General features: G+C 68.6%; 14 protein-coding genes. 9 read left to right on the forward strand and 5 right to left on the reverse strand.

Annotated elements, in window-relative coordinates; genetic code table 11:
* Positions 1-135: 135 nt before the first annotated feature.
* Together pruA and ABZY33_RS08830 are read right to left on the reverse strand one after the other, a co-directional pair.
* Entirely contained in the window at positions 136-1,767 is a 1,632-nt protein-coding gene (gene pruA / locus ABZY33_RS08825) for an L-glutamate gamma-semialdehyde dehydrogenase (RefSeq protein ID WP_356490891.1), read from the reverse strand.
* A gap of 72 nt (positions 1,768-1,839) precedes the next feature.
* On the reverse strand, positions 1,840-2,766 hold the full coding sequence (locus ABZY33_RS08830) for a proline dehydrogenase family protein (protein WP_356490807.1): 927 nt from the start codon (positions 2,764-2,766) through the stop codon (positions 1,840-1,842).
* Positions 2,767-2,952: 186 nt separating this feature from the next.
* On the opposite strand from ABZY33_RS08830, the gene ABZY33_RS08835 reads away from it, so the two are divergent.
* From ABZY33_RS08835 to ABZY33_RS08855, 5 genes are all read left to right on the forward strand, one after another.
* Complete coding sequence (locus ABZY33_RS08835) at positions 2,953-4,119, forward strand: helix-turn-helix domain-containing protein (protein ID WP_356490808.1); 1,167 nt, start codon at positions 2,953-2,955, stop codon at positions 4,117-4,119.
* A gap of 160 nt (positions 4,120-4,279) precedes the next feature.
* Positions 4,280-4,984: a TnsA-like heteromeric transposase endonuclease subunit gene (locus ABZY33_RS08840; protein ID WP_356490809.1), complete on the forward strand. Its 705-nt coding sequence runs from the start codon at positions 4,280-4,282 to the stop codon at positions 4,982-4,984.
* Positions 4,981-7,158: an integrase gene (locus ABZY33_RS08845; RefSeq protein ID WP_356490810.1), complete on the forward strand. Its 2,178-nt coding sequence runs from the start codon at positions 4,981-4,983 to the stop codon at positions 7,156-7,158. The genes ABZY33_RS08840 and ABZY33_RS08845 overlap by 4 nt, the downstream gene beginning before the upstream one ends.
* Positions 7,155-8,291, forward strand: a complete 1,137-nt coding sequence (locus ABZY33_RS08850; RefSeq protein WP_356490811.1) for an AAA family ATPase — start codon at positions 7,155-7,157, stop codon at positions 8,289-8,291. The genes ABZY33_RS08845 and ABZY33_RS08850 overlap by 4 nt, the downstream gene beginning before the upstream one ends.
* Positions 8,288-10,903 carry a TniQ family protein gene (locus tag ABZY33_RS08855; protein WP_356490812.1) on the forward strand — a complete coding sequence of 872 codons (2,616 nt, stop codon included), beginning with the start codon at positions 8,288-8,290 and terminating at the stop codon, positions 10,901-10,903. Before ABZY33_RS08850 ends, ABZY33_RS08855 begins: the two co-directional genes overlap by 4 nt.
* A gap of 231 nt (positions 10,904-11,134) precedes the next feature.
* Here ABZY33_RS08855 and ABZY33_RS08860 read toward each other — a convergent pair whose 3' ends face one another.
* Both ABZY33_RS08860 and hsdR read right to left on the reverse strand, forming a co-directional pair.
* Positions 11,135-13,306 (reverse strand): N-6 DNA methylase, encoded by a 2,172-nt coding sequence (locus ABZY33_RS08860; RefSeq protein WP_356490813.1) that lies wholly within the window; start codon positions 13,304-13,306, stop codon positions 11,135-11,137.
* Positions 13,303-15,753: an EcoAI/FtnUII family type I restriction enzme subunit R gene (gene hsdR / locus ABZY33_RS08865; protein ID WP_356490814.1), complete on the reverse strand. Its 2,451-nt coding sequence runs from the start codon at positions 15,751-15,753 to the stop codon at positions 13,303-13,305. Before hsdR ends, ABZY33_RS08860 begins: the two co-directional genes overlap by 4 nt.
* Before the next feature lie 219 nt (positions 15,754-15,972).
* On the opposite strand from hsdR, the gene ABZY33_RS08870 reads away from it, so the two are divergent.
* Both ABZY33_RS08870 and ABZY33_RS08875 read left to right on the forward strand, forming a co-directional pair.
* The gene (locus ABZY33_RS08870) at positions 15,973-16,383 is read left to right on the forward strand and encodes a hypothetical protein (protein ID WP_356490815.1); all 411 of its coding nucleotides are present in this window, start codon (positions 15,973-15,975) and stop codon (positions 16,381-16,383) included.
* Entirely contained in the window at positions 16,380-16,829 is a 450-nt protein-coding gene (locus ABZY33_RS08875) for a hypothetical protein (RefSeq protein WP_356490816.1), read from the forward strand. The genes ABZY33_RS08870 and ABZY33_RS08875 overlap by 4 nt, the downstream gene beginning before the upstream one ends.
* A 169-nt stretch (positions 16,830-16,998) precedes the next feature.
* Here the strand turns inward: ABZY33_RS08875 and ABZY33_RS08880 are convergent, their stop codons facing one another.
* A complete protein-coding gene (locus ABZY33_RS08880) occupies positions 16,999-17,631 on the reverse strand; it encodes a TetR/AcrR family transcriptional regulator (protein WP_356490817.1) in 633 nt (210 codons plus the stop codon).
* 83 nt (positions 17,632-17,714) lie between these two features.
* Between ABZY33_RS08880 and ABZY33_RS08885 the strand changes: the two genes are divergently transcribed.
* Both ABZY33_RS08885 and ABZY33_RS08890 read left to right on the forward strand, forming a co-directional pair.
* The gene (locus tag ABZY33_RS08885; RefSeq protein WP_356490818.1) at positions 17,715-19,301 is read left to right on the forward strand and encodes an MFS transporter; all 1,587 of its coding nucleotides are present in this window, start codon (positions 17,715-17,717) and stop codon (positions 19,299-19,301) included.
* A 268-nt stretch (positions 19,302-19,569) separates the two neighbouring features.
* Positions 19,570-22,560, forward strand: coding sequence for an AAA family ATPase (locus ABZY33_RS08890; protein ID WP_356490819.1), 2,991 nt, complete (start codon positions 19,570-19,572; stop codon positions 22,558-22,560).
* Positions 22,561-22,599 lie beyond the last annotated feature (39 nt).

Here is a 22,599-nt window from a genome sequence, read left to right on the forward strand (position 1 = left end):
TCGGACTTCCTACTATCTGAGACGCACTTCACCCTCCCGTTCCTGCGGGCGCGGACAGCACACCGCCCCCGGCCGGGGTGGGGCCCGTGGCCGAGGGCGGGGTCGGAGGGGTGGGCGGGGCCCACCGGGCGGGCGTCAGCCCATGTGCGGGTACGCGTACTCGGTCGGCGGGACCAGCGTCTCCTTGATGGCGCGGGTCAGCGTCCAGCGCATCAGGTTCTGCGGGGCGCCGGCCTTGTCGTTCGTACCGGAGGCGCGGCCGCCGCCGAAGGGCTGCTGGCCGACGACGGCGCCGGTCGACTTGTCGTTGATGTAGAAGTTGCCCGCGGCGTAGCGGAGCTTCTCCATCGTGTGCGCGGCGGCGGCGCGGTCGTTGGCGATGACCGAGCCGGTGAGCGCGTAGTCGGAGACCGACTCCATCTGCTCCAGCATGGCGTCGTACTGGTCGTCCTCGTAGACGTGCACGGCGAGGATCGGCCCGAAGTACTCGGTCGTGAAGACCTCGTTGGCCGGGTCGGTGCACTCGATGACGGTCGGGCGCACGAAGTAGCCGGTCGAGTCGTCGTACGTGCCGCCCGCGACGATCGTGCAGGAGTCGTCCGACTTCGCGCGGTCGATCGCGGCCTTGTTCTTGGCGAAGGAGCGCTCGTCGATGACGGCGCCGATGAAGTTCGAGAAGTCGGTGACGTCGCCCATCGTGATGCCGTCGACCTCGGCCGCGAACTCCTCCTTGAACCCGGAGTTCCAGATCGAGGCCGGGATGTACGCGCGCGAGGAGGCCGAGCACTTCTGGCCCTGGTACTCGAAGGAGCCGCGGGTCAGGGCCGTCTTGAGGACGGCGCGGTCGGCGCTCGGGTGGGCGACGACGAAGTCCTTGCCGCCGGTCTCGCCGACCAGGCGCGGGTAGGTGCGGTACTTCTCGATGTTGTTGCCGACCGTCTTCCACAGGTACTGGAAGGTCGGGGTCGAGCCGGTGAAGTGGATGCCGGCGAGGTCGCGGTGGTGGAGCGCGACCTCGGAGACGGCGCGGCCGTCGCCGGTCACCAGGTTGATGACGCCCTTGGGCAGGCCGGCCTCCTCCAGGAGCTGGAGGAGCAGCACGGCGGCGTGCGTCTGCGTCGGGGACGGCTTCCAGACCACCACGTTGCCCATGAGGGCGGGCGCGGTGGGCAGGTTGCCCGCGATGGCCGTGAAGTTGAACGGCGTGATCGCGTAGACGAAGCCCTCCAGCGGGCGGTGGTCCATGCGGTTCCACACGCCCGTGGAGTTGGCCGGCGGCTGCTCGGCGAGGAGGTTGCGGGCGTAGTGGACGTTGAAGCGCCAGAAGTCGACGAGCTCGCAGGGGGTGTCGATCTCGGCCTGCTGCGCGGTCTTGGACTGGCCCAGCATCGTGGAGGCGGCCATCGTCTCGCGCCACGTGGTGGAGAGCAGCTCGGCGGCGCGCAGGATGATCGCGGCGCGGTCGTCGAAGGCCATCGCGCGCCAGGCGGGGGCGGCGGCCAGGGCCGCGTCGACCGCGTCCTGGGCGTCCTGCTCGGTGGCGTTGGCGTAGGTCCCGATGACGGCCTTGTGGTTGTGCGGCTGCACGACGTCGAAGCGCTCGCCGCCGCCCATCCGACGCACGCCGCCGATGGTGCAGGGCAGCTCGATCGGGTTCTCGGCCAGCTCCTTGAGCTTGGCCTCCAGGCGGGCGCGCTCCGGCGAACCGGGGGCGTAGCCGTGCACCGGCTCGTTGACCGGGGCGGGGACTCGGGTCACGGCGTCCAGCGTCATGGGTCCGTATCTCCTTCGGGGGGTCGGAGGGTTATCGGGAGGTCGGGGGCCCGGGGTGCGGGCGGCTCAGCCCTTGGTGAGGATCGAGCGGGCGAAGAACAGCAGGTTGGCGGGCTTCTCCGCGAGGCGGCGCATGAAGTACCCGTACCAGTCGGTGCCGTACGCGGTGTAGACGCGCATCCGGTGTCCTTCGGCGGCCAGGCGCAGGTGCTCGTCGCTGCGGATGCCGTACAGCATCTGGAACTCGTACTCGTCCAGCTTGCGTCCGGCCGTGCGGGCCAGCTCCTGCGCGATGGAGATCAGGCGCGGGTCGTGCGAGCCGATCATGGGGTAGCCGGAGCCCTCCATGAGGATGCGCGTGATCCGCACGTACGCCTTGTCGGTCTCGGCCTTGTCCTGGTACGCGACCTCGGCGGGCTCCTTGTAGGCGCCCTTGACGATGCGGACGCGGCTGCCGGCGGCGGCCAGGCGGCGGGCGTCGTCCTCGGTGCGGAAGAGGTAGGCCTGGATGACGCAGCCGGTCTGCGGGAAGTCCTTCCGCAGCTCCTCGTGGATGGCGAACATCGAGTCGAGGGTGGTGTGGTCCTCGGCGTCCAGGGTGACGGTGGTGCCGATGGCGGCGGCGGCCTCGACCACGGGCCGCACGTTGGCGAGGGCCAGCTCGTGGCCGCCGGCAAGGGCCTGGCCGAACATCGACAGCTTCACGGACATCTCGGCCTTGGTGCCGAGGCCCAGCTCCTTGAGGCGCCCGATCAGCTCCAGGTAGGCGTCGCGCGCGGCGTGCGACTGCTCGACGGTGGTGATGTCCTCACCGACGACGTCGAGGGTCACTTCGAGCCCCTTGGCGGCGGCGTCCTCGATCACGGGCACGACCTGGTCGACGCTCTCACCGGCGATGAAGCGGTCGACGACCTGCTTGGTGCCCGGCGCCGCCGACACGAACGAGCGCATCTTGTCACTGCGCGACGCGGCGAGGATCAGGGGAGCCAGCACGGGGCACCTCCACGGAGCAGAAGTTGAGGAGAGGCCGCAACCCCCACAAAGGGGGAACGGCACGGGGAACCACCGTGAAATCTAAGGATCCCTCCGATCCTGTGCCATCGACAGCTGTCACGCATCTGTGGCCGCCACCTCAGACATCTGTATGAGGAGGCGGGCGGGGTGCGGGAGAATGGCGGGGTGAAAGGCGACTACCAGGAACTGGTCGACGAGATCTCGGCCCTCCTCGGCGCCCCGGCGACCCTGGAGGACCGCGACTTCCGGCTGATCGCGTTCGGCGCGCAGCTCAGCGACGCCGACCCCGACTTCGACGCCTCGGCTCTCGACCCGGTCCGTACCCGCTCGATCCTGACCCGCGGCTCCACGGCGGCCGTGCGCACCTGGTTCGAGGGGTTCGGCATCGCCCGCGCGACGGCGCCGGTCCGCATCCCGGCGACGCCGGAGGCCGGGGTGTACCGCGGCCGCATCTGCCTGCCCGTGCGCCACCGGGGCATCGTCCTCGGCTACGTCTGGCTGCTCGACGACGAGCCGGGGCCCACCCAGGAGCAGCTGGACGCGGCGATGGACGTGGCCGGCCGGATCGGGGCGCAGCTCGCCGACGAGGCGCAGGCGGGCGCCGATCTGACCCGCGAGTTCCACTCCGTCCTGACGGCGGAGCGCGGCTGGCAGCGGGACATGGCGGTGGCCGCGCTGCGCACGGCGCTCGGCAGCCGCGCGCAGGGGCTGCACACAGTGGTGTGCGTGGCGCCCTGGCCCTCGGCCGACCCCGACGACGCGCCCTCGGTCCGCTCCCTCCCGGCGGCGGACGCCCTGTGCACCGTGCCGTGGGGGGCCATGGGCCAGTGCCTGGCGCTGCTGGTGCGGCTGCGCTCGGCGGAGGTCCTCGACCCGGCCCTGACGGCGGCGGCGAAGCTGCGGGCGCGGGCCGGCACGGGCCCGGTGGCGGCGGGCATCGGCGCGCCCCGCCAGGACCTCGCCGAGCTGGCGGCGGCCTGGCAGGAGGCGACGGCGGCGGCCCGCGCGGCGCTCGCCGATCCGCGGCTCGGCCCCGACACGCAGTGGTCGGCGATCGGCCCCTACCGGCTGCTGACCGCGGTGCCGCCGGAGGCCGCGCACGACCCGGCGGTGGCGCCGCTGCTCGCGCCGGCCCACCGCGAGCTGGCCCGCACCGCCGAGGTCTTCCTCGACTGCGCGGGGCAGGCGGGCCGCACCGCGGCGGCGCTCGGCATCCACCGCCAGACGCTCTACTACCGGCTCTCCCGCGTCGAACAGCTCACCGGGCTCGACCTGGACGAGGGCGAGGACCGGCTGCTGCTGCACATGGCGCTCAAGGCGTCACGGCTGTGACGGGCTGTAGGTTCCGCATTTTGACGGACACTATCCACGTGAAATAGACAGTGATTGGGCACTTTCGCCGTTCCGTGGGCACTGACTGCGGTCAGTAACTACGGTCGCTCCTATGGTTGTTCAGAGTCCAGTGCGGTCCGGCAAGAAGAGCGCGCCAGCCATGGCGTCGATCCGGTATGACGACGCGTCGGTGCGCAAGGTCCGTTTCTCGGATCTGCGGCTGGCGGACTTTACCTGGTCGGTGCCGTGGCGGAGTTTTCGCTCCGTACACGGCCAGACGCACCACTCGGGGCGATACGCGTCGGCGACGCTGGCTGGGCCCGTCGTCTACGAGAGCCGGCTGGAGTTAGCACGGCTGCTCCTGGCCGACATGGATCCTGCGGTACGTGGAATCTACGCCCAGCCGTGTCATCTGACGGCCCGGGTCGGAGATCGCGTTCGTCGCCATGTTCCGGATTTTCTGCTGGTCACGGCGTTGGGGACGGTACGCGTGGTCAATGTCAAGCCAGCTGATCGGCTTGCCGATCCGAAGATCGTGGAAGCTCTGGCCTGGCCAGGGGAATTGATCGAGCGGCATGGCTGGGAGTACGAGATCTGGTCCGGGGCGGATCGTGTGCTCTTGGAGAACGTCCGCTTCCTGGCGGCATACCGCCGACCCGGGGTGGTCCCCGAGGCCGACATCGAGCGGGCCTGGCAGACGGTCCGGGACGGGGACCAGCTCGCGGACGCTGAGCGCCGCCTGGCCGCCGGGCGGCCCGACTACGAGGCACGGCCACCACTGCTTGCTCTGGTGTGGTCAGGACGGCTGACCACCGATCTGTCCCGTCCGCTCAGTGGCGACTGGGTCCTGCAGAGGTCCGCGTGAACAACTGGACTACACCGCTTCGGACAGGCCTGCCGCTGACCTACGACGGCGAGCAGTTCACCATCGCGGAGATCGAAGGCCGCCGTATTCTCCTGCAGCAGATCTCGGCGGACGGCCGTCCCACGTGGCGGCAGATCGATCTGTCGGTACTGATGGCCCATCCCTCCACCGAGCTCCTGGTGGAAACTCCGCCTGCACAGCCGACGGTCGCAACGACGCTGGGCGAGCTCAGCACCGCGGAGGACGACGCGCTCACCACCCGGTTCCAGCACGTCCAGGAAGTGCGGTCCAGCTACCAGTTGGGCTCTGCTGAGATGGCGTTGGAGGGTGAACCGCGGCCTGACTACGCGCCGGGAGTGCCCTTGATGCATCGGTACAAGGCGAAGGCCGCGGAGCTCGGCGTCAGCGTGACCACGGTGCGCCGGTGGGTGGCACTGGTGGAGGAGTCGGGGCCAGCGGGCCTGGTGAGCAAGCGCGAGCCCACGAGCGTGCTGGACCGCGTGGATCCGCGCTGGTTGGAGACAGCCCGCTCGGTGATCAAGAGCCTTGAGAAGTCCAGCCGCCCGGTTCGTGGTCTGGTGCTGCTGGAGATCGAGGAGCGTGTGGTCAAGGAGTACGGCCCCGGTGTGGTGAGTATTCCGAAGCAGACGAAAGGGTACGCGCTGCTGAAGGAGCTCGGCCGGGGGACGAACACGTTCGATGGCAGCACGAAGGGGAAGCGGTCGATTGCGAACCGTCCGCAGGGGGTCTTCGGCAGGCTGCGGGCGACGCGGCCGGGTGAGTACGTCGTGTTGGACACCAACAGTCTGGATGTCTTCGCGATGGAGCCGGTGACGTGTCGGTGGGTGCAGTGCGAGCTCACGGTCGCGATGGACCTCTACAGCAAGGTGATCACAGGGCTGCGGCTGACGCCGGTGTCGACGAAGTCGACCGACGTGGCCGGCGTCTTGTTCGAGACGGTTCGTCCGCGGGAAGTGTCTACCGGCACGGGTGAGCCATTTCCGTACTGCGGGGTTCCCTCCACCGTGGTATTCGACGCGGAGAAGCTGGTGGACGCGGACGGGCAGCCGCTACTGCCGCCTGTTGCCGCGGAGACGATCATCTACGACCACGGCAAGATCTATGTCTCGAACCACATCGCGAGCGTCTGCGCGAAGCTGGAGATCTCGCTGCAGCCGGCGCGTCCCTATACGCCGACCGACAAGCCGGTGGAACGGTGGTTCAAGACGTTGAACCAGGGGCTGTTGGCGGCTCTGCCGGGCTACAAGGGGCCGGACGTGCACAGCCGGGGCGAGAAAGTCGAGGACGAGGCGTACTTCTTCCTGGACGAGCTTGAGATGATCATCCGCGAATGGATCACTTTGATCTATCACAGGCGGCACCACCGGGGGCTGACAGTCCCGGAGGTCCCCGGACTGAAGCTGAGCCCGTTGGAGATGTTCGAGCACGGCGTGAACCGGGCGGGGCCCTTGCGCATCCCGTCCAGGCCGGGCCTCGCGTTCGAGTTCCTGGAAGAGGAGTGGTGCCCCATCCACCACTACGGGGTGGAGATCAACGGGCTCCGCTACAACGGTGACGGGCTCGACGACTACCGCAACCAGGTCAGCCCGCACCGCGGCGAGCACGCCGGCAAATGGCCTGTCGCCGTGGATCGCGCCGACATCAGAAAGATCTACTTCCAGGATCCGAAGCAGCCACACCTGTGGCACACCCTGGACTGGGAGCATGCCCCGGCCCTGAACGGGCCGGCCAGCCTGGAAGCGTTGAAGTACGCACGCCGGCTCGCGGCCAAGACGCATCGTTTCCCGGACACCAAGCGCGCCTTGATCGAGTTGCTGGAACGCTGGGGTGCCGGGCTGACGGAGGACCGGACGGAGCGGCGCATGGCGGTGCGCTTGTCGCAGGACCGTCTGCGGCTGGTCGGCGAAGGCGATCCGGAGGTCGACGAGATCGCCGGCCTTCCTTCCGTGCGCCGTCTGGCAACGCTCGGTTCGCCGGACGCGGGAGCGGGCCCGGAGTCGGCACCGGATTTGCAGGTGGTCGCGCCTGCGGATGAGGACCTGGGCGGGGACGACGACGAGGACGAGGAGTGCGAGGCAGCCCCGGCAGATGAGGAGACCGCGGGCCTGGTCGATGAGGATGAGTACTACGCGGATGTCTGGAAGAGCCGTTGAGTACGGCCGGGGGCCTCGCGCCGTTCGAGGGCGATGACCGCCAGTACTCGCCCACCCGGCTTGCGGGCTGGCTGCAGGAGGTCAACGGCCCGGACCGCGTCAAGCCCAAGCAGCTCACCCGGGCCCAGCTCGCCAGCCTCTCGCCGCGGGATCTGTTGGTGCACAACGACGGCCGGGAGGTCTGGCACGCCAACATCGGCCCGATCGACACGCCCCAACTCCTCGCGCTGCACGATGAGCTTGCGGAGATCGTGGAGTCGAACCGGCACGACGGCGACAAGACCAAGCCGGCCGCGCTGGTGGACGCGTATCCGGGGCTGGGGAAGAGTACGGCAGTGCGGGCTTACGGCTGCGGCCTCTACCGCAACCAGGTCGCCCTGCGAGGGGAGACCACGCCCAGCGGGGACCGCAGGGTCCCGGTGATCTACATCGCTTTGAGCGGCAACACGCAGATCCGCGGGCTGAATGCCTCGATCTGCCGCTTCTACGGCCTGCCGGTCACCGGGGACGCCGACACTCTGGCCGAGCGGGCCGTCGATGCGGTGCTGAGCATGAAGACCACCGCGATCATCGTGGATGACGTCCACTTCCTGGCGGGTTCGAGAACCAACTCGTCTAGGATGGCCAACCAGTTGAAGTATCTGTCGAACGTCTTCCCCGTCACCTTGATCTATGTGGGTGTCGGAGTCCAGCACCGCGGCATCCTCAAGGAAGGCATGGGCCACGGAGACTCTCTCTTCGCCCAGTTCGGGCGACGCACCACCCCGCTGACCCTGCGGCCTTTCGATGTCGAAAGCGAGCAGGGCCGTCTGGAGTGGAGGACGCTGCTGAAGACGATCGAACAGCAACTGGTCCTCGCGGAGAAGTTCCCCGGCATGCTGGCCGAGGACCTCTCGGACTACCTCTACGCCCGCTCGACCGGGCACTTCGCCTCGCTGATGTCGCTGATCAACCGCGGGTGTCTGCGGGCGATCCGCCGCGGTCACGAGCGTCTTGATGAAGACCTGATGAACGGGGTCAAGAACGACGCGGCGGCGGAGGAGGCCCGTCTGGAACTCGATGCCGCGATCAAGGCAGGGCTTTTGACCACGCGACCCGGTCTGCGCTCACCGAGCCTGAAACGGCCGGCATGACGCTCTGGACTCCCGACCGCATCCCCCTCGTGGTCACGCCGCTGGCTGGCGAGGCCCTGGAAAGCTGGATCGGCGCCTACGCCCGGCGCCTCCGCGTCACCAACAGCGCCTTCCTCGAAGCCGTCGGGCTGCCCGGCGCCCGCACGCCACACCTCGCGCTACGGCTCACCGCCGACGAAGCGGCCGCCTTGGAGCGGGCCACCGGCGTCGAACGGCAAGCACTCGCCAGCATGACGCTCGAACCTTATGACGGACTGGCAGTGGCGATCATGCCCGACCGGCGCAAGCTGGCCAGACCACCGGCCTGGAGATTCAGCGGAAGCCGAGCCCGCTACTGCCCTGGGTGCCTGGGCGATAACGCCGGCCGTGGGCCGCTCTTCTGGCGCCTCCCGTGGGCTTTCGCTTGTCCCACCCATCACACTCTGCTGCTGGACTTCTGTCCGGACTGCAATCAGCCCCCGCACCCCTGGAAGGCCAGACGGCTCGGCCCCCGCGCAACGGGCGCCTGCACGCGAGCCCACAGCAGTCTCGGCCTCAGAGCGGCCTGCGGAGCCAACCTCACGCAGGCCCCGGCCACCCCGCTGCCCACCTCGGGACTCGTACTGGGCGCCCAGCAGCACATCGCCACGCTGCTGAACGGCGAACCGGCCGCAAGGCCGACCGCGCTGGCCGAGGTCAAGCAGCTCTACGCTCTGGCCTGGCGCATTCTGCGTGGCCTGCACACCATCGCGGACCGGGCACCGGAAGTCGTACACACCGTGGTGGCCGAATGCGGCGGAGAGCTACCACAACTGACCGGCGAGGACGTCGGACACGACGCCCATAACGCCGCCGTCGGCACCACACTGGCCCGCGTCGCCCTTCACCCCGGCCATGCCGACCACGAGGCACTCTTCGAGTGGATCCTCGAAGCCGACCGCTCACTGCTGAAGACCTCGAAGAACAACATCGGCGCGATGGCCGACCGATGGACCTGGAGCGGTCCCGAGCTGGTCGGCCGCGTGCTGGCCAAGCTCGACCCCCAGGCCACCTTGCACGCCCGGCTTCGTTACGCCAGCGCCAGCCCCCGACCACGCTGGCCAGACCTCCCCGCCGACGCCATCACCCGCCGGGCGACCATGATCCCTGCCATGCTCTGGCCCGGATGGACGATGCGCCTGCTCCCTCGCCCCACGAACAACAATGACCCCCGCGCTGGCACGTTCCGCCGCGGCTGCAGCAGCTTCCTCCTGCTTCCCGGCGGGCCGCCCCAACTGAACTTCGAACGTGTCGGCCCGCTCCTGGGCAACCAGGAGATCAACACCGATCGCGACAGCATCGAACGACGCCTCTACCTCGATCACGATCTGACCCCACTGGCATCCACGCTGGCCCAGCTCGCCCGCGCCTTGGACGAGCACAGCTCTCCCATCGACTACGCCAGACGGCGAGCCACCTTCACCAGCACCACGGTCACCCTCGATCTCGACGCATATACACGGCTATGCGCACAGCAGGGCTGGAACCCCGGCCAGCAGCATCGCGTCCTCCTCATGCGCGCCTATCTCCTGATGCTGCTGACCGGCGAGGTTCATCCCCCACCCGAAGGAGCGTCCTACCGATTCGCATGGCACTGCTCGCAGTTCCGGTTCCATGCACCCCAGGCCCTCCGCTCGTTCCTCCGCCAGCAGGCCGAGGACAACCTCACCCACCACAAGATCACCGAACCCGTCACCTGGGAACCACCCGACGCCTGGGTGACCGCCGTCCAATGGCCCGGCCTCTCCCCCACAGACATCGTCGAGGACGAATTCCGCGACCTGCTCGCAACGTCCGGCACCGTCCACGAGGCCGCTGATGCTCTCGGCCTGGCCACAGAACACGTCCGCCTCTACTGCGATCTCACGGAGACCGGCGCAGCCACCCCGAGCGACGTGATCGGCAAGCACCTCAGCACACGCACCGTGAGAACGGTCAAGACCCGCGAAGGCATTCTCGCTCCGGACCGACTCCGCGACCTCTACGTGAAACAGAAACTGGAACTCACGCACATCGCCAGGCTGGCGTCCTGCAGTCCCGACACAGTCCGCCGGCTCCTCAGACAAGGCGGCATCCCACTCCGCCCCCGGCCACGACGGATCCCAGACCGCCCTGACATCACCCGCGAATGGCTCCACCACGAATACGTCGAACGCCAACGCGACATTGCCAACCTCGCCCGCGAACGCGACGTCACCCACTACCACCTCACCAAGATGGCCAGAGCCTGGGGCATCACGATCCGCCCCGCTGGAGGGCAGTGCTACAACGCCGTCGGACACCTGAACCTTCACCGCCCCCTGTCCGAGGACATGCGCAAAGTAGTCATGAACTCGCAAGCCTTCAACCGACTGCGAGCCATCACCCAGATCCCCGGCCACCCCAGCTTCGCCGCCGCGGCCCGAAGCGCCGGCGCCGGAACCGACAGCGCGCTCCGCCAACGAGTCATTGGCGTCGAAAAGGCAGTTGGCTTCCAGATCATCGACCGCTCCGCCAGGCCCCTCGCCGCCACCGAACGCGGACGTGAGTTCCTCCTCGAAGCCCAGGAAATCCTCCACGCCGCTACCGACAGCGAGCAGCTCCAACAGCGATAGCAGCCTCAAGCGCTCACCTCACCACCACGCTCAGTTCTCACCGAGTACGGACCCGAGGGTTCCCATGCACTGACATACGCACCACCGCGCAGACACCACTCAGCACACGCTGAACGGGCCTCCAAGAAGAGGGACATAGCGCCCCCTGAGCAAAACGTCCGTCACCCTGGGCTTTACGACCCAGGGCGACGGGCACGCAGTGCTTAGAAGCAATGACCCTAAAGCCTCCGCTCAATTCAATCGCGTCTGTGAGTCGAGGGCGCCCTTTAGCTCAGCGACGCCCGCCTTCACATTTTCAAGCATGGCTAGAATCTGATCCTGCTCGCCTACGGGAGGAAGCGGGATCGGAATCTTCTTTAGGGATGCCCCAGTTAGGTGCTTGATTCCGATCCCAGTGAAAAAGGACTTCAGTGTTCCGTCGTCAGCGAAACCACGCAGCACATAGACAAGCCACTCAGGTCGCAGTAGGTGGTTACACCGAATACGATGCAGAGCCTTCTGAATCCTCATGTCGATGTCGTCGCGCGTCCACACAGCAGCTCGACCCGGTTCGCCGCCCTCGCACACGATCACGTCTCCCGGCAGCAGCCCATACCGGTCGAATTCGCGATCCTCGAAGCGCATCTCTTTGAGATCATCCAGATCGAACCCGAACCAGCGAACATTAGTATTCCGAAGGTAGGGCCTATATTCTCCCTTATTCTTGGCCTTATCGAGCATCTTACCGAGGACACTCTCCGACAAATGAGCTAGGTTTACCCAGTTCCACGTTTCCGGCAGATCCCAGGGGCCGCTTTCCTCAATCGGAATGCCCTCGCCAACAAGGTCTGAGGGCGACCCAGCCGTGTGGCTCGTCTGCCCACGCAAAGCGGCCGAGATCACAACTTTCCAAGCATAGTCCGCACCGCCCGAAATTCTGGCGATCTCAGGTAGGTTGTCCGCCACCACGCACTGATCACTTTCATCAGCCCCAGTGACCATCTCGCGTAGCAACTCGCCGAGACTCTCCGAAATCTCATCAATACGATGTTGGTCGCTTCGATGATCAGTCAACACGCTGGCTGCGCGGACCGTCTCCGTGATACGACTCGTGGGATGGTGAATATTAAGATCATATCCGCGATCCTTCAACTCGTCGATCGAGACTCGCCAAGCATGGTCGTTCTCAACACGATTTCCCCACCACTCGCGAATATCGTCAAACTCTTCGATACGAATGGGTGACGTCTTGTTGTACGCCTTAACCCCAAGCGGCAGCCGGTGTTCGTAGTACCAGACCTCAGATGTAGGCTCACCCTTGGTGAAGAACAGGAGATTAGTCGCGATTGTCGTGTAGGGCGCGAACACCGAGTTTGGCAGACGGACAATCGTGTGCAGATTGCACTCTTCCAGCAGTTGTTCCTTGACGCGAGTCTTGACTCCCCTCTCGCCAAAAAGCGTCCCGTCCGGAAGCACTACCCCCGCCCGGCCTCCCGGCTTGAGCAGCCGCATGATAAGGACAAGAAAGAGATCAGCCGTCTCGCGAGTACGAAATTTCTGCGGAAAGTTCTGCTCAACCCCTGGCTCCTCGACGCCACCGAAGGGCGGGTTGGTGACGATCACGTCTACGCGGTCGGCCGGACCATAGTCACGGAGCGGGCGGGTCAGGGTATTGGCCCGGCGGATGGCGGTCGGCGCGTCGATCCCGTGCAGGATCATGTTGGTGAGGCAGAGCAGGTGCGGCAACTGCTTCTTCTCGATGCCCCGCAGCGAGGCCTGTAGAAGCGCTTCGTCGTCGGGCGTCTTCACCTGCCCCCGCAGGTGGTCGATGGTGTTGGCCAGGAAGCCGCCGGTGCCGCAGGCTGGGTCCAACACCACTTCCCCAAGCTGGGGACGCACCATCTCCACGATGAACTGCGTCAGCGCCCTCGGCGTGTAGTACTCACCGGCGTTGCCGGCGCTCTGGAGGTCCTTGAGCAGCTTCTCGTAGAGGTCGTTGAACTGGTGTCGGTCAGCTCGAACCGTGAAGTCGATCGAGTTGATCTTGTTGATCACCTGACGGAGCAGTGTGCCGCTCTTCATGTAGTTGTACGAGTCCTCGAAGGCCTCGCGCACGATCATGGTCCGCGGGTTGGTACCGCCACTCAGCTTGCGCAGCGCCGGGAAGAGGTCATTGTTGACGAAGTCGTTGAGGCCCTCACCGGTCAAGCCTTCTTCGTCGCGAGCCCAGGCCCGCCACTGGTACTGCGCTGGGATCGCCGGCACGTAGCCGTCGGTCATCAACTCCAGCTCCTGCTCAGTGTCGTCCAGAATCTTGAGGAAGATCATCCAGACGAGCTGGCTGAGGCGCTGCGCATCGCCGTCTACACCCTGGTCTTGCCGCATGACGTCTTGGATGGACTTGATGAGCGTGGACGAAATCACTGCGCCTCCTGGTACAACTGCTGCTCAAGGTCATGCACAGCCTTGAAATAGGTCTCGCGGGTTCCGAAGGATCGTATGAGTTCCATGGGGCCGCCCATCGAGCGGAAGGGCTCCACCCGCAGCACCCCGATGTCCTCCAACGAGCGCACGCCGGACTCAACGTACTTTTCGAGCAGCGCCTCCAACACGGAGCGCATCTGGCCCTGGTATTTGCCAAGGTAGCCGTTCGCGTGGACTGCTGCGGCCCGCTGCCGACGCTCGATCGGCTGGCGTTCGTAGGCAACATCGAGCGCCATGTCGAATGGATCAAGCGCGAGGCCTGCCTGTTCGACCAGGTCTTCCAGCGGTATGCCGGCGTCCGCCAGCTCGTCGAGCAGAGCCGATCGCTGGTCCGCGGCCGACCAGGCGTTCACGAAGTCGTCTGCGGCCGGGTATCGCGCCAGTAGGCCGCTGCGGACGAACTCCTTGAGGCTGGAGGTGAGCGGCTTGCCGTCGGTCCCGAGCATCTGCACCTGTTCGCCGATGATCGTCACGGCCTGGCCGCTGACTACGATCCGCTTGCGACGGATGTTGCGCGCTCCCGGCCGTTCGACCCACTGCTCCGGGCCGTCGTCCTGGTCTTCGCCCTCGGTCTCGTCGACATCGTCCAACTCTTCGACGGCATCGTTCATATCGCCGTCGGGCGGCAGCTCGTAGACCTTGACCGGATCGCCGTCGAAGTCCTTGTCGGCAAACAGCTTGGTGACGTTCTTGAAGTCCATGATCACGAAGAACCATTTGTCGTAGTCCGTTCGCACGCGGGTGCCGCGCCCGATCATCTGCTTGAAGTCGGTCATGCTCTCGACCCGGCTGTTGAGCACGATCAGCTTGCAGGTCTGGGCGTCCACACCGGTCGCCAGCAGCTTGCTGGTCGTCGCGATCACGGGGTAGGGCATCTCAGGATCGATGAAGTTGTCGAGTTCCTGCTTGCCCTGCTGGTCGTCGCCAGTGATCTGCATGACGTAGCGAGAGTCCTTGCGGACCTCATCGGCGTTGAGGTTGGCCAGTATCCGGCGCATGCGGTTGGCGTGCGGGATGTCCTGGCAGAAGACGATCGCCTTGGCGTAGCGGTCCGTACTCTTCAGGTACTCAGTGATGCGCTCGGCAACCCGCTTGTCGCGCTCTGGGAAGACGATCGAGTCGTCGATGTCCTCGCCGGTGTAGTGCCTGTCGGGGATCAGCGTTCCCGAGTCGTCGACTTGCCCCTCCTCCGGCCGCCAGCCGAAGGTGTCGACGTCGAGCGCCGTGCGGATGACCTTGTACGGGGCCAGGAAGCCGTCGTCGATGCCCTGCTTCAGGGAGTAGGTGTAGAGCGGGTCACCGAAGTAGTCGCTGTTGCTGACGGTCTTGGTCTCCTTGGGCGTGGCCGTCATGCCCAGCTGGACGGCCGAGCCGAAGTACTCCAAGATGCCCCGCCAAGCGCTGTCCTCCCGGGCGCTGCCACGGTGGCACTCGTCGACAATGATCAGGTCAAAGAAGTCGGGTGAGAACTGCTTGTAGACGTTGTCGATTTCCTCGGTGCCAGTCACCGCCTGGTACAGGGAGAGGTACAGCTCGAAGCTCTTGTCAACGACCTTGCTGCCCCTGCTGCCCGGGGCGTCGGCGTTCGCCACCTTGGAGATGGTGCCGCGCGAGGCGCTGAGCTTGGCCATGCGCCCCTTGAACATGGCGAAGTCGTTCATCATGGTCTGGTCGATCAGGATGTTGCGGTCGGCCAGAAACAGCACGCGGGCCTGGCCCTTGTCCGGGTTGATCGCCCGGAAGGACTCCATGAAGCGCCAGATGATCTGCGCGGCGGTGTAGGTCTTACCCGTCCCCGTGGCCATGACCAGCAACAGCCGGCGCTGCCCCTTGGCGATCGCTTCGAGCGTCCGGTTGATCGCGATGCGCTGGTGGTAGCGCGGCCGGCGTCCCGACCCATCGTCATGGAACTGACCTGCGATCACCGGCTCGTCGGCGTCCTCGATGCCCTTCCACTGCTTATACAGCTGGTAGAGGGCTTCGGGAGAGGGGAATTGTTCCAGCGGGATCTCGACCTCGATCTCTGGCCGGATGCCGGTGCGATCGTGCCACACGAACGAGTCACCGTTGCTGGTAAAGACCGAGGGCACGTCGAGCTGCTCGGCGTACTCAATGGCCTGCTGCATGCCGTCGCCCGGCTCGTGGTTGTTGTCCTTGGCCTCGACCACGGCGATCGGGAGGTTGGGACGCCACTCAAGCAGGTAGTCGACCTTCTTGGGCTTCTTGCGCACACCCTTCTTGCCGACTACCTGGATGCGTCCAGCCGAGAAGTAGTAGTACTCCTCGCGGAGCGACGTCAGGGGCCAACCGGCGGTACTTAGGGCAGGCGTGATGTACCGGGTACGGATCTCCGTCTCGGTCAGCTGGGACTTGTCTGTATCGCTCACGGGAAGATTCTACGGACCACCACCGACAGTCACGAGGATGGCGCACGAACCAGGCATCGTAGGCACACCGTGGTTCAGAGCGGAGGCGTACATACCTGCGGCCGGTTGCCGCCTGACCTTCAGCCCGGTGTCGACCGCCGGGGCCATCCTCTGTTCTCTCAGTTTGCTTACTTAATCTCCTTTCTTGTTGATACGCTCCAATTAGAGAGAGGAGACGCCATGACTGAGACAGTCGAGGTCGACACACAGACCTACCAGTCGCTGGAGTTCGCGGCTCGCATCAGCGGTTGTACGGCAGGCGAGGTGGTGGCACGGCTGGTGTCCGTCGCCAGCATGCCCATGGCTGCCGCGAAGGAGAAGACGGAGCAGCCCGAAGCGGCGAGCGGCGTGACGGTGTACGCGGATTACGAGGGACACCGCACGCAGGGCCGCTACGACCCGAGGACGACGCGCATCGACATCACGTCGGGGCCGCTCAGTGGGCAGAGCTTCAAGTCGCCGACCGGTGCGGCCCGCGCCGTGGTGGCGCACTACAAGCCTGGGGTCAGCCCTAACCGCAACGGCTGGTCGTTCTGGGTGCTGGATGACGGCTCTGGGAAGTTCCTCCAGAGCATCCGGGGGACGTCGTGAGCAGCGAGGCGGAACGGCAGCTCCACCGGGACATGGTCCTTGACGTGGAGCGCCTCAAGCGGGAGATCGGCTACAGCGCGACCTGCTTCATGCAGATGGTCGGCGAACTGGGCAGTGCCGAAGCCGCCCGCCAGTTACTACGCGGTCGGGACGCTTCGGACGGCTTCACCACCCTCTGGGAAAACGGACGGCTGGAGATGCCTGTCGAGGCGCACGTGCTGCCGTGGTACCGGGAACTGTTCACCGATGAGCAGCTGGAGACCGCCGAACGGCGGCTGCGCGTGCGCCGATTCGACGTCGAGCGGTTCGTGCGCGCATCACACAGCCACCCCCGGCGTGGGTCGCATCGGACCCATCCCAGATCGGCTGATCCATGTCCGCTACCTGCATCTTCCGCGGCTCCGCCGATACCCTTACCGGCGAGCATGTGCTCGGAGACTGGCTGAGCAAGATCTGCCTTGACCTTGATCCGGTGGGCACGGTGCCGGTTGGCTGAACCGCATTGGGCGCGAACTCGGCGTGTACCCGCCCTACCCGCCGTCCCCACGCACCGTTACCGCGAAGGTGCTCGGAGGGTGGCGATTGCTCACGCAACGCCGATAGAACGAGTGCCCGTCAGGCGTGGAACTGCGCGTTCCCACAGCGGCCAGTGCTCATCGAGTCGTGGACCCTACACGGGCGCGCCGCGGCCAGCAGCTGCCGCAGGCCCTCGGTGAGTTCCCCGGCGCTCGGCGAGGACTCCGCGTCGAAGGTGTGCTGTGCGATCAGGCCGAGGACCAGGACGGAGAAGAACTTGCCGAGGGTGTCCACGCTCGGGTCGTCGGCGGGCGGCTCCGCGCCGCCCATGATCATGCCGATGAAGCCGCGGCCCGCCTCGCGCTGAGCCGCCGCGAGGTCCGCGCGCACGGTCGGCAGCTTGTCCCCCATCGTCACCAGCTCGATGCTCAGGTGCCAGATGGAGCCGGGCCTGCCGAGGCTCTCGGTGATGCCCGCGATGACGGCCTTGAAACGCTCCAACGAGCCGTCGGCGCCCGGGAGTTCCTGAGGCGCGCCCCACTCGTCCGAGGCACTCTCGGCGAGGGCCACGTACGCCTGGGCGAGCAGCGCGTCCTTCGAGCCGTAGTGGTAGCCGATGGAGGCCAGGTTGGTCCCCGACTCCCGGACGATGTCGCGCGCGGTCGTGCGCACGAACCCCTTCTCCAGCAGGCAGCGCTTGGCGCCTTCGAGCAGATCCTCGCGGTGTCCCATGCCGTCACCCTACCCAGCCCCCAGACAACCGTCTTATACGTGCGTACTAGACAACCGTATAAGACGCTCGTACAGTTCCGGGCATGACGAACCCGCCGACCACCACCGCACCCCCCGACTCCCGTGCCGGGCGCCGCGAATGGACCGCTCTGGGCGTCCTGATGCTGCCGCTGCTCCTGGTCTCGATGGACGTCTCCGTCCTCTACTTCGCCGTCCCCGCGATCAGCGCGGACCTGGAGCCGAGCGGCACGCAGCAGCTGTGGATCTTCGACATCTACGCCTTCGTGCTGGCCGGACTGTTGATGACCATGGGCGCGCTCGGTGACCGGATCGGCCGCCGCAAGTTGCTCCTGACCGGCGCCGCCGCCTTCGGCGCCGCCTCCGTCCTGGCCGCCTACGCCGACAGCGCCGGGACGCTCATCGCCGCCCGCGCCCTGCTCGGTGTCGGCGGCGCGACCCTCATGCCGTCGACCATGGCGCTCGTCCGCACGATGTTCACCGACCCCGGCCAGCGGGCGAAGGCGATCGCCCTGTGGTCCGGCGTCATGACCGGTGGCGTCGCGCTCGGTTCGGTCATGAGCGGCGTCCTCGTCGAGTACTTCTGGTGGGGCTCGGTCTTCCTCGTCAACCTGCCCGCGATGGTGCTGCTCCTGGTCCTCGGCCCGTTCCTGCTCCCGGAGTCCAAGGACCCCGAGCCCGGCCGCTTCGACCTGCTCAGCGTGCCGCTCTCGCTGGCCGCCGTGCTGCCCGTCATCTACGGCGTCAAGGAGATCCCGTCCGAGGGCTGGAACGTGCGGTACGTCGTCTCGATCACCGTGGGCCTGCTCTTCGCCGCCCTCTTCGTGCACCGCCAGCGCACCGCGGCGTCCCCGCTCATCTCCCCCGCCCTCTTCCGCGGCCGCGGGTTCGCCCCCGCCGTCGCACTGAACCTCCTGTCCACGTTCGGCATGATGGGCTCGGCCCTGTTCACCACGCAGTACCTCCAGTCCGTGCTCGGCAAGAGCTCCATGGCGGCCGCGCTCTGGTCGCTGCTGCCCACGGTCCTGGTCGGCGCGGCGGCACCGGTCGCCGCGGGGCTCGTCCGGCGCGGGGTGCACCGCGCCCATGTCGTGGCCGGCGGTTTCACCGTGGCGGCCTGCGGCTACGCCCTGCTGGCCGGCGCCGGCACCAGCTCCCTGTGGCTCGTCCTGGCCGGCGCCGGGGTCCTCGCCGCCGGCATCGTCACCGTCATGTCCCAGCTCATGGATCTCGCCCTCGGCACCGTCCCGGCCGCCCGCGCCGGCGCGGCGGCCTCCCTGCTGGAGACCGGCGCCGAGTTCGGCGGCGCGCTCGGCATGGCCGTCCTCGGCTCCATCGGCACGGCGGTCTACCGTCACGGCATCCCGGCCGGCGCCCCGGCCGAGGCCCACGAGACGCTGGGCGGCGCGCTGGCGGTGGCGGGCCACCTGCCCGGCGACGCGGCCCGGGCCCTGACGGCGACGGCCCGGGAGGCCTTCACCGACGGCATGCAGGCGGCGTCGGCCGCGGGGGCGGTCCTGCTGCTGGCGGGGGCGCTCCTGGCCGCGGTGGCGCTGCGCGGGGCGGGGGCCGCTGCCACGGGTCCCGCCGAAGGGTCTGGGGAGCTGGCGTGCGGGTCGGACGCGGCGGGGCCCGGCGCCGCGAGCGCCTGAGCCCCGCTCGACAGAGGCACCGCCGTGGTGGTTGCTCGCGCCCCGGAAGAGACTCCGGCTGACGCGCCGTCGTGGTTGCGCGCGCCGTTCCCCGCGCCCCTGAGATGCGCACTACGTGCGCCATCTCATCGGCGCCCCTGGGGCGCAGGCCCCTCAGGGGCGCGGGGAACTGCGCGAGAAGCCCCACCGGCCGGCAGCCGACGAACCGCCTTTCAGGGGCGCGGGGAACTGCGCGAGCAACCCCCACCCCGCATGCCAGGATGGCCCGGTGCCACAGACATTCGATACGCCGTTCATCGGCCGGGCGGGCGAACTCGCCCGGCTCACCGGCGTCCTGGAGCGAGCCGCGGCCGGCGAGCCGCGCGCCGTCCTCGTCGGCGGGGACGCCGGCGTCGGCAAGACCCGCACCCTGACGGAGGCAGCCGCACACGCCGCCGCCACCGGCATGACCGTCCTGACCGGCCACTGCGTGGACCTCGGCGACGTGGGCCTGCCGTACCTGCCGTTCACGGAGATCCTGGGCGCGGCGGCCGCCGACCCCCGGTTCGCCGAGACCTTCGCGGGCCGCCCCGCGGTGAACCGGCTGATCGGCGCGGCACCGGGGACCGGCACCGCGCCCGACCCCGACAGCCGCCTCCAGCTCTTCGAGGGGGTCGCGGGGCTCCTCGCCGACCTGGCCGCCGCGACCCCGCTCCTGCTCGTCATCGAGGACCTGCACTGGGCGGACCGGTCCTCCCGCGACCTGCTCCGCTTCCTGCTCAGCCGCGGGGTCCTGCAACGGCCCGCCCCCGGCGGCCCCCCGCACCGCCTCGCGCTCTTCGGCTCGTACCGCGCGGACGACCTGCACCGCCGCCACCCCCTGCGCCCCCTGCTGGCCGAACTGGTCCGGCTGCCCGCCGTCGACCGCATCGAACTGCGCCCGATGGCCGACGCGGACGTGGCCCGGCTCGTGCGCGCGCAGCGCACGGGCCCCGTCCCCGACAGCACGGTCCGCCGCATCGTCGACCGCGCCGAGGGCAACGCCTTCTACGCCGAGGAGTTGCTCGCCGCCCTGCCCGGCGACGACGCGCCCGGCGCGGCCGGCCCGCAGACCGGGCCCGAGGCCCTGGGCGGCCTCGCCGACGTCCTGCTGATCCGCATCGAGCAACTCCCCGAGACCGCCCAGCAGGTCCTGCGCACGGCGGCCGTCGCGGGCCGCCGCGTCAGCCACGACCTGCTGCGCGACGCCGTCCAACTCCCGGAGGAGGAGCTGGAGTCGGCGCTGCGCGAGGCCGTCGGGCGCCAGCTGCTGCTGCCCGACGACGACGCGACGTACTCGTTCCGGCACGCCCTCACCCGGGAGGCGGTGTACGCGGACCTGCTGCCCGGCGAACGGGTCCGGCTGCACCGGATCTTCGCCCGCCTGCTCTCCGCGGAGGGCCGGCAGGCCAAGAGCGCGGCCGAGCGCGCCCACCACTCGCGCGCGAGCCACGACCTGCCCGACGCGCTGGCCGCCTCCCTCGAAGCCGCCGACCACGCCCAGCGCGTCGGCGCCCCCGCCGAGGAGCTGCGCCACCTGGAGACCGCGCTCGACCTGTGGAGCGCGGTGGACGACGCCGTACGCCCCGCCGGCACCGACCCGGTCACGCTCACCCTGCGCGCCTCGGCCGCCGCCGCCCGCACCGGCGAACCGCACCGCGCGGTCCAGCTCACCCGCTCCGCGCTCGCCCAGGTCGGCTCCGACACCGGCTCCGAACTCGCCGCCCGGGTCCGCTACACCCTCGCGGGCAACCTGATGCGGATCGACAACCTCGAAGCGGCGTACACGTACAGCAGCGAGGCGCTCGCCCTGATCCCGGCCGAACCGCCCTCCGCCACCTGGGTGTGGGCGGCGGCGACGCACGTCATGGCCGCGCGGTACGTGGGGCGCGACAAGGACGCCGAGCGGGTCGCCCGGCAGGCCCTGGACGTGGCCGAGCGGCTGCGACTCGCCGACGCCCAGGCCGACCTGCTGATCTCGCTGGTCGGCCTGGAGACCCACAACCGGCGCACACCGCAGGGCCGCGAGCGCCTGGTGCGCGCCCGCGAACTGGCCGCGGCCGCGGCCAACCTCCCGGTGGAGATGCGGGCGCTGTACAACCTCGGCCTCGGCTGTTACGAGTCCGGCGACCTCGACGCCGGCCTGACCTGGCTCGCCGACGGCCTCGACCGCGCCCGCCGCGCCGGCCTCCTCTCCTCGCCCTACGCCCTGGAACTGCGCTACCTGCGCTCCGTACTGCTCTACACGCTGGGCCGCTGGGACGAGTGCACCCGGGCCGCCGAGGCCGACGCCGCACTGCTCCCGGCCGCCGTCGCCTTCACCACCGCGCCCGCCCTCTACGTCGCCCTGGCGCGCGGCGAGTTCGAGGCGGCCGTGGTCGGGGCCCGCGCCCTGCTCTCCCCGGACGGCGACTGGATGGCGGCGCTCGTCGCGAACATCGTCCTCCTCGACGCGGCGGCGCTGCGCGGCGACGCCGAGGACTGCGTCCGCACGATGCGGGCCGCGGTCGAGCGGCTCACGGACGGCGCGGGCTCCGAGCGGCCCGACGCCTTCGTGCGGCTGGCCGCGCTGACCCTCTCCGCGGTCGCCGACGCCGCCGGGGAGGCCCGCCTGGCCGGCGACACGCAAGCGCTCGGCCGCTGGACGGGGACCGCCGCCGACCTGGTGGGGCTGGCCCGGTCCACGGCGGCCCGGGGCGAGGACGGCACCGGCCAGGGACCCGAGGGCCAGGCGTGGCTGGCGCGCGCGGAGGCCGAGGAGGCCCGGGCCGCCAACGGCCCGTCCGTCACCGCCTGGGAGCAGGCCGTCACGGCGTTCGGCTACGGCGAGCCGTACGAGCTGGCCCGGTGCCGGCGACGGCTCGCGGAGGCGCTGCTCGTCGCGGAGCGCCGCGAGGAGGCCGCGGAGCAGCTCCGCGCGGCCCGGGAGACCGCCGTACGGCTCGGCGCCGCGCCGCTGTGCGAGGCGCTGGCGGCACTGGCCCGGCGCGGCGGCTTCGGCGACGGGCCCGACGGCGAGCGGATCGCCGCGCTGACCGCCCGCGAGAGCGACGTACTGCGGCTGCTGGGCCGGGGTCGGACCAACCGCCAGATCGGTGAGGAGCTGTTCATCAGCGGCAAGACGGCGAGCGTCCACGTCTCGAACATCCTGGCCAAGCTGGGCGCCGCCAGCCGCACCGAGGCCGTGGGCATCGCCTACCGCGAGGGCCTGATCGAGCCGGAGACCAGCCCCTCCGGCTGAGCGCCCGCCACGACACGAGGGCCGGGCCACCCGTGGGTG

The organism is Streptomyces sp. NPDC006552, assembly GCF_040611655.1.
Taxonomy (GTDB): domain Bacteria; phylum Actinomycetota; class Actinomycetes; order Streptomycetales; family Streptomycetaceae; genus Streptomyces.

Bases quoted from the DNA above. Each gene is read 5' to 3' on its own strand.
- ABZY33_RS08870 (WP_356490815.1), top strand. From the start codon at position 15,973: ATGACTGAGACAGTCGAGGTCGACACACAGACCTACCAGTCGCTGGAG.
- ABZY33_RS08885 (WP_356490818.1), top strand. From the start codon at position 17,715: ATGACGAACCCGCCGACCACCACCGCACCCCCCGACTCCCGTGCCGGG.
- ABZY33_RS08840 (WP_356490809.1), top strand. From the start codon at position 4,280: ATGGCGTCGATCCGGTATGACGACGCGTCGGTGCGCAAGGTCCGTTTC.
- ABZY33_RS08880 (WP_356490817.1), bottom strand. From the start codon at position 17,631: ATGGGACACCGCGAGGATCTGCTCGAAGGCGCCAAGCGCTGCCTGCTG.
- ABZY33_RS08855 (WP_356490812.1), top strand. From the start codon at position 8,288: ATGACGCTCTGGACTCCCGACCGCATCCCCCTCGTGGTCACGCCGCTG.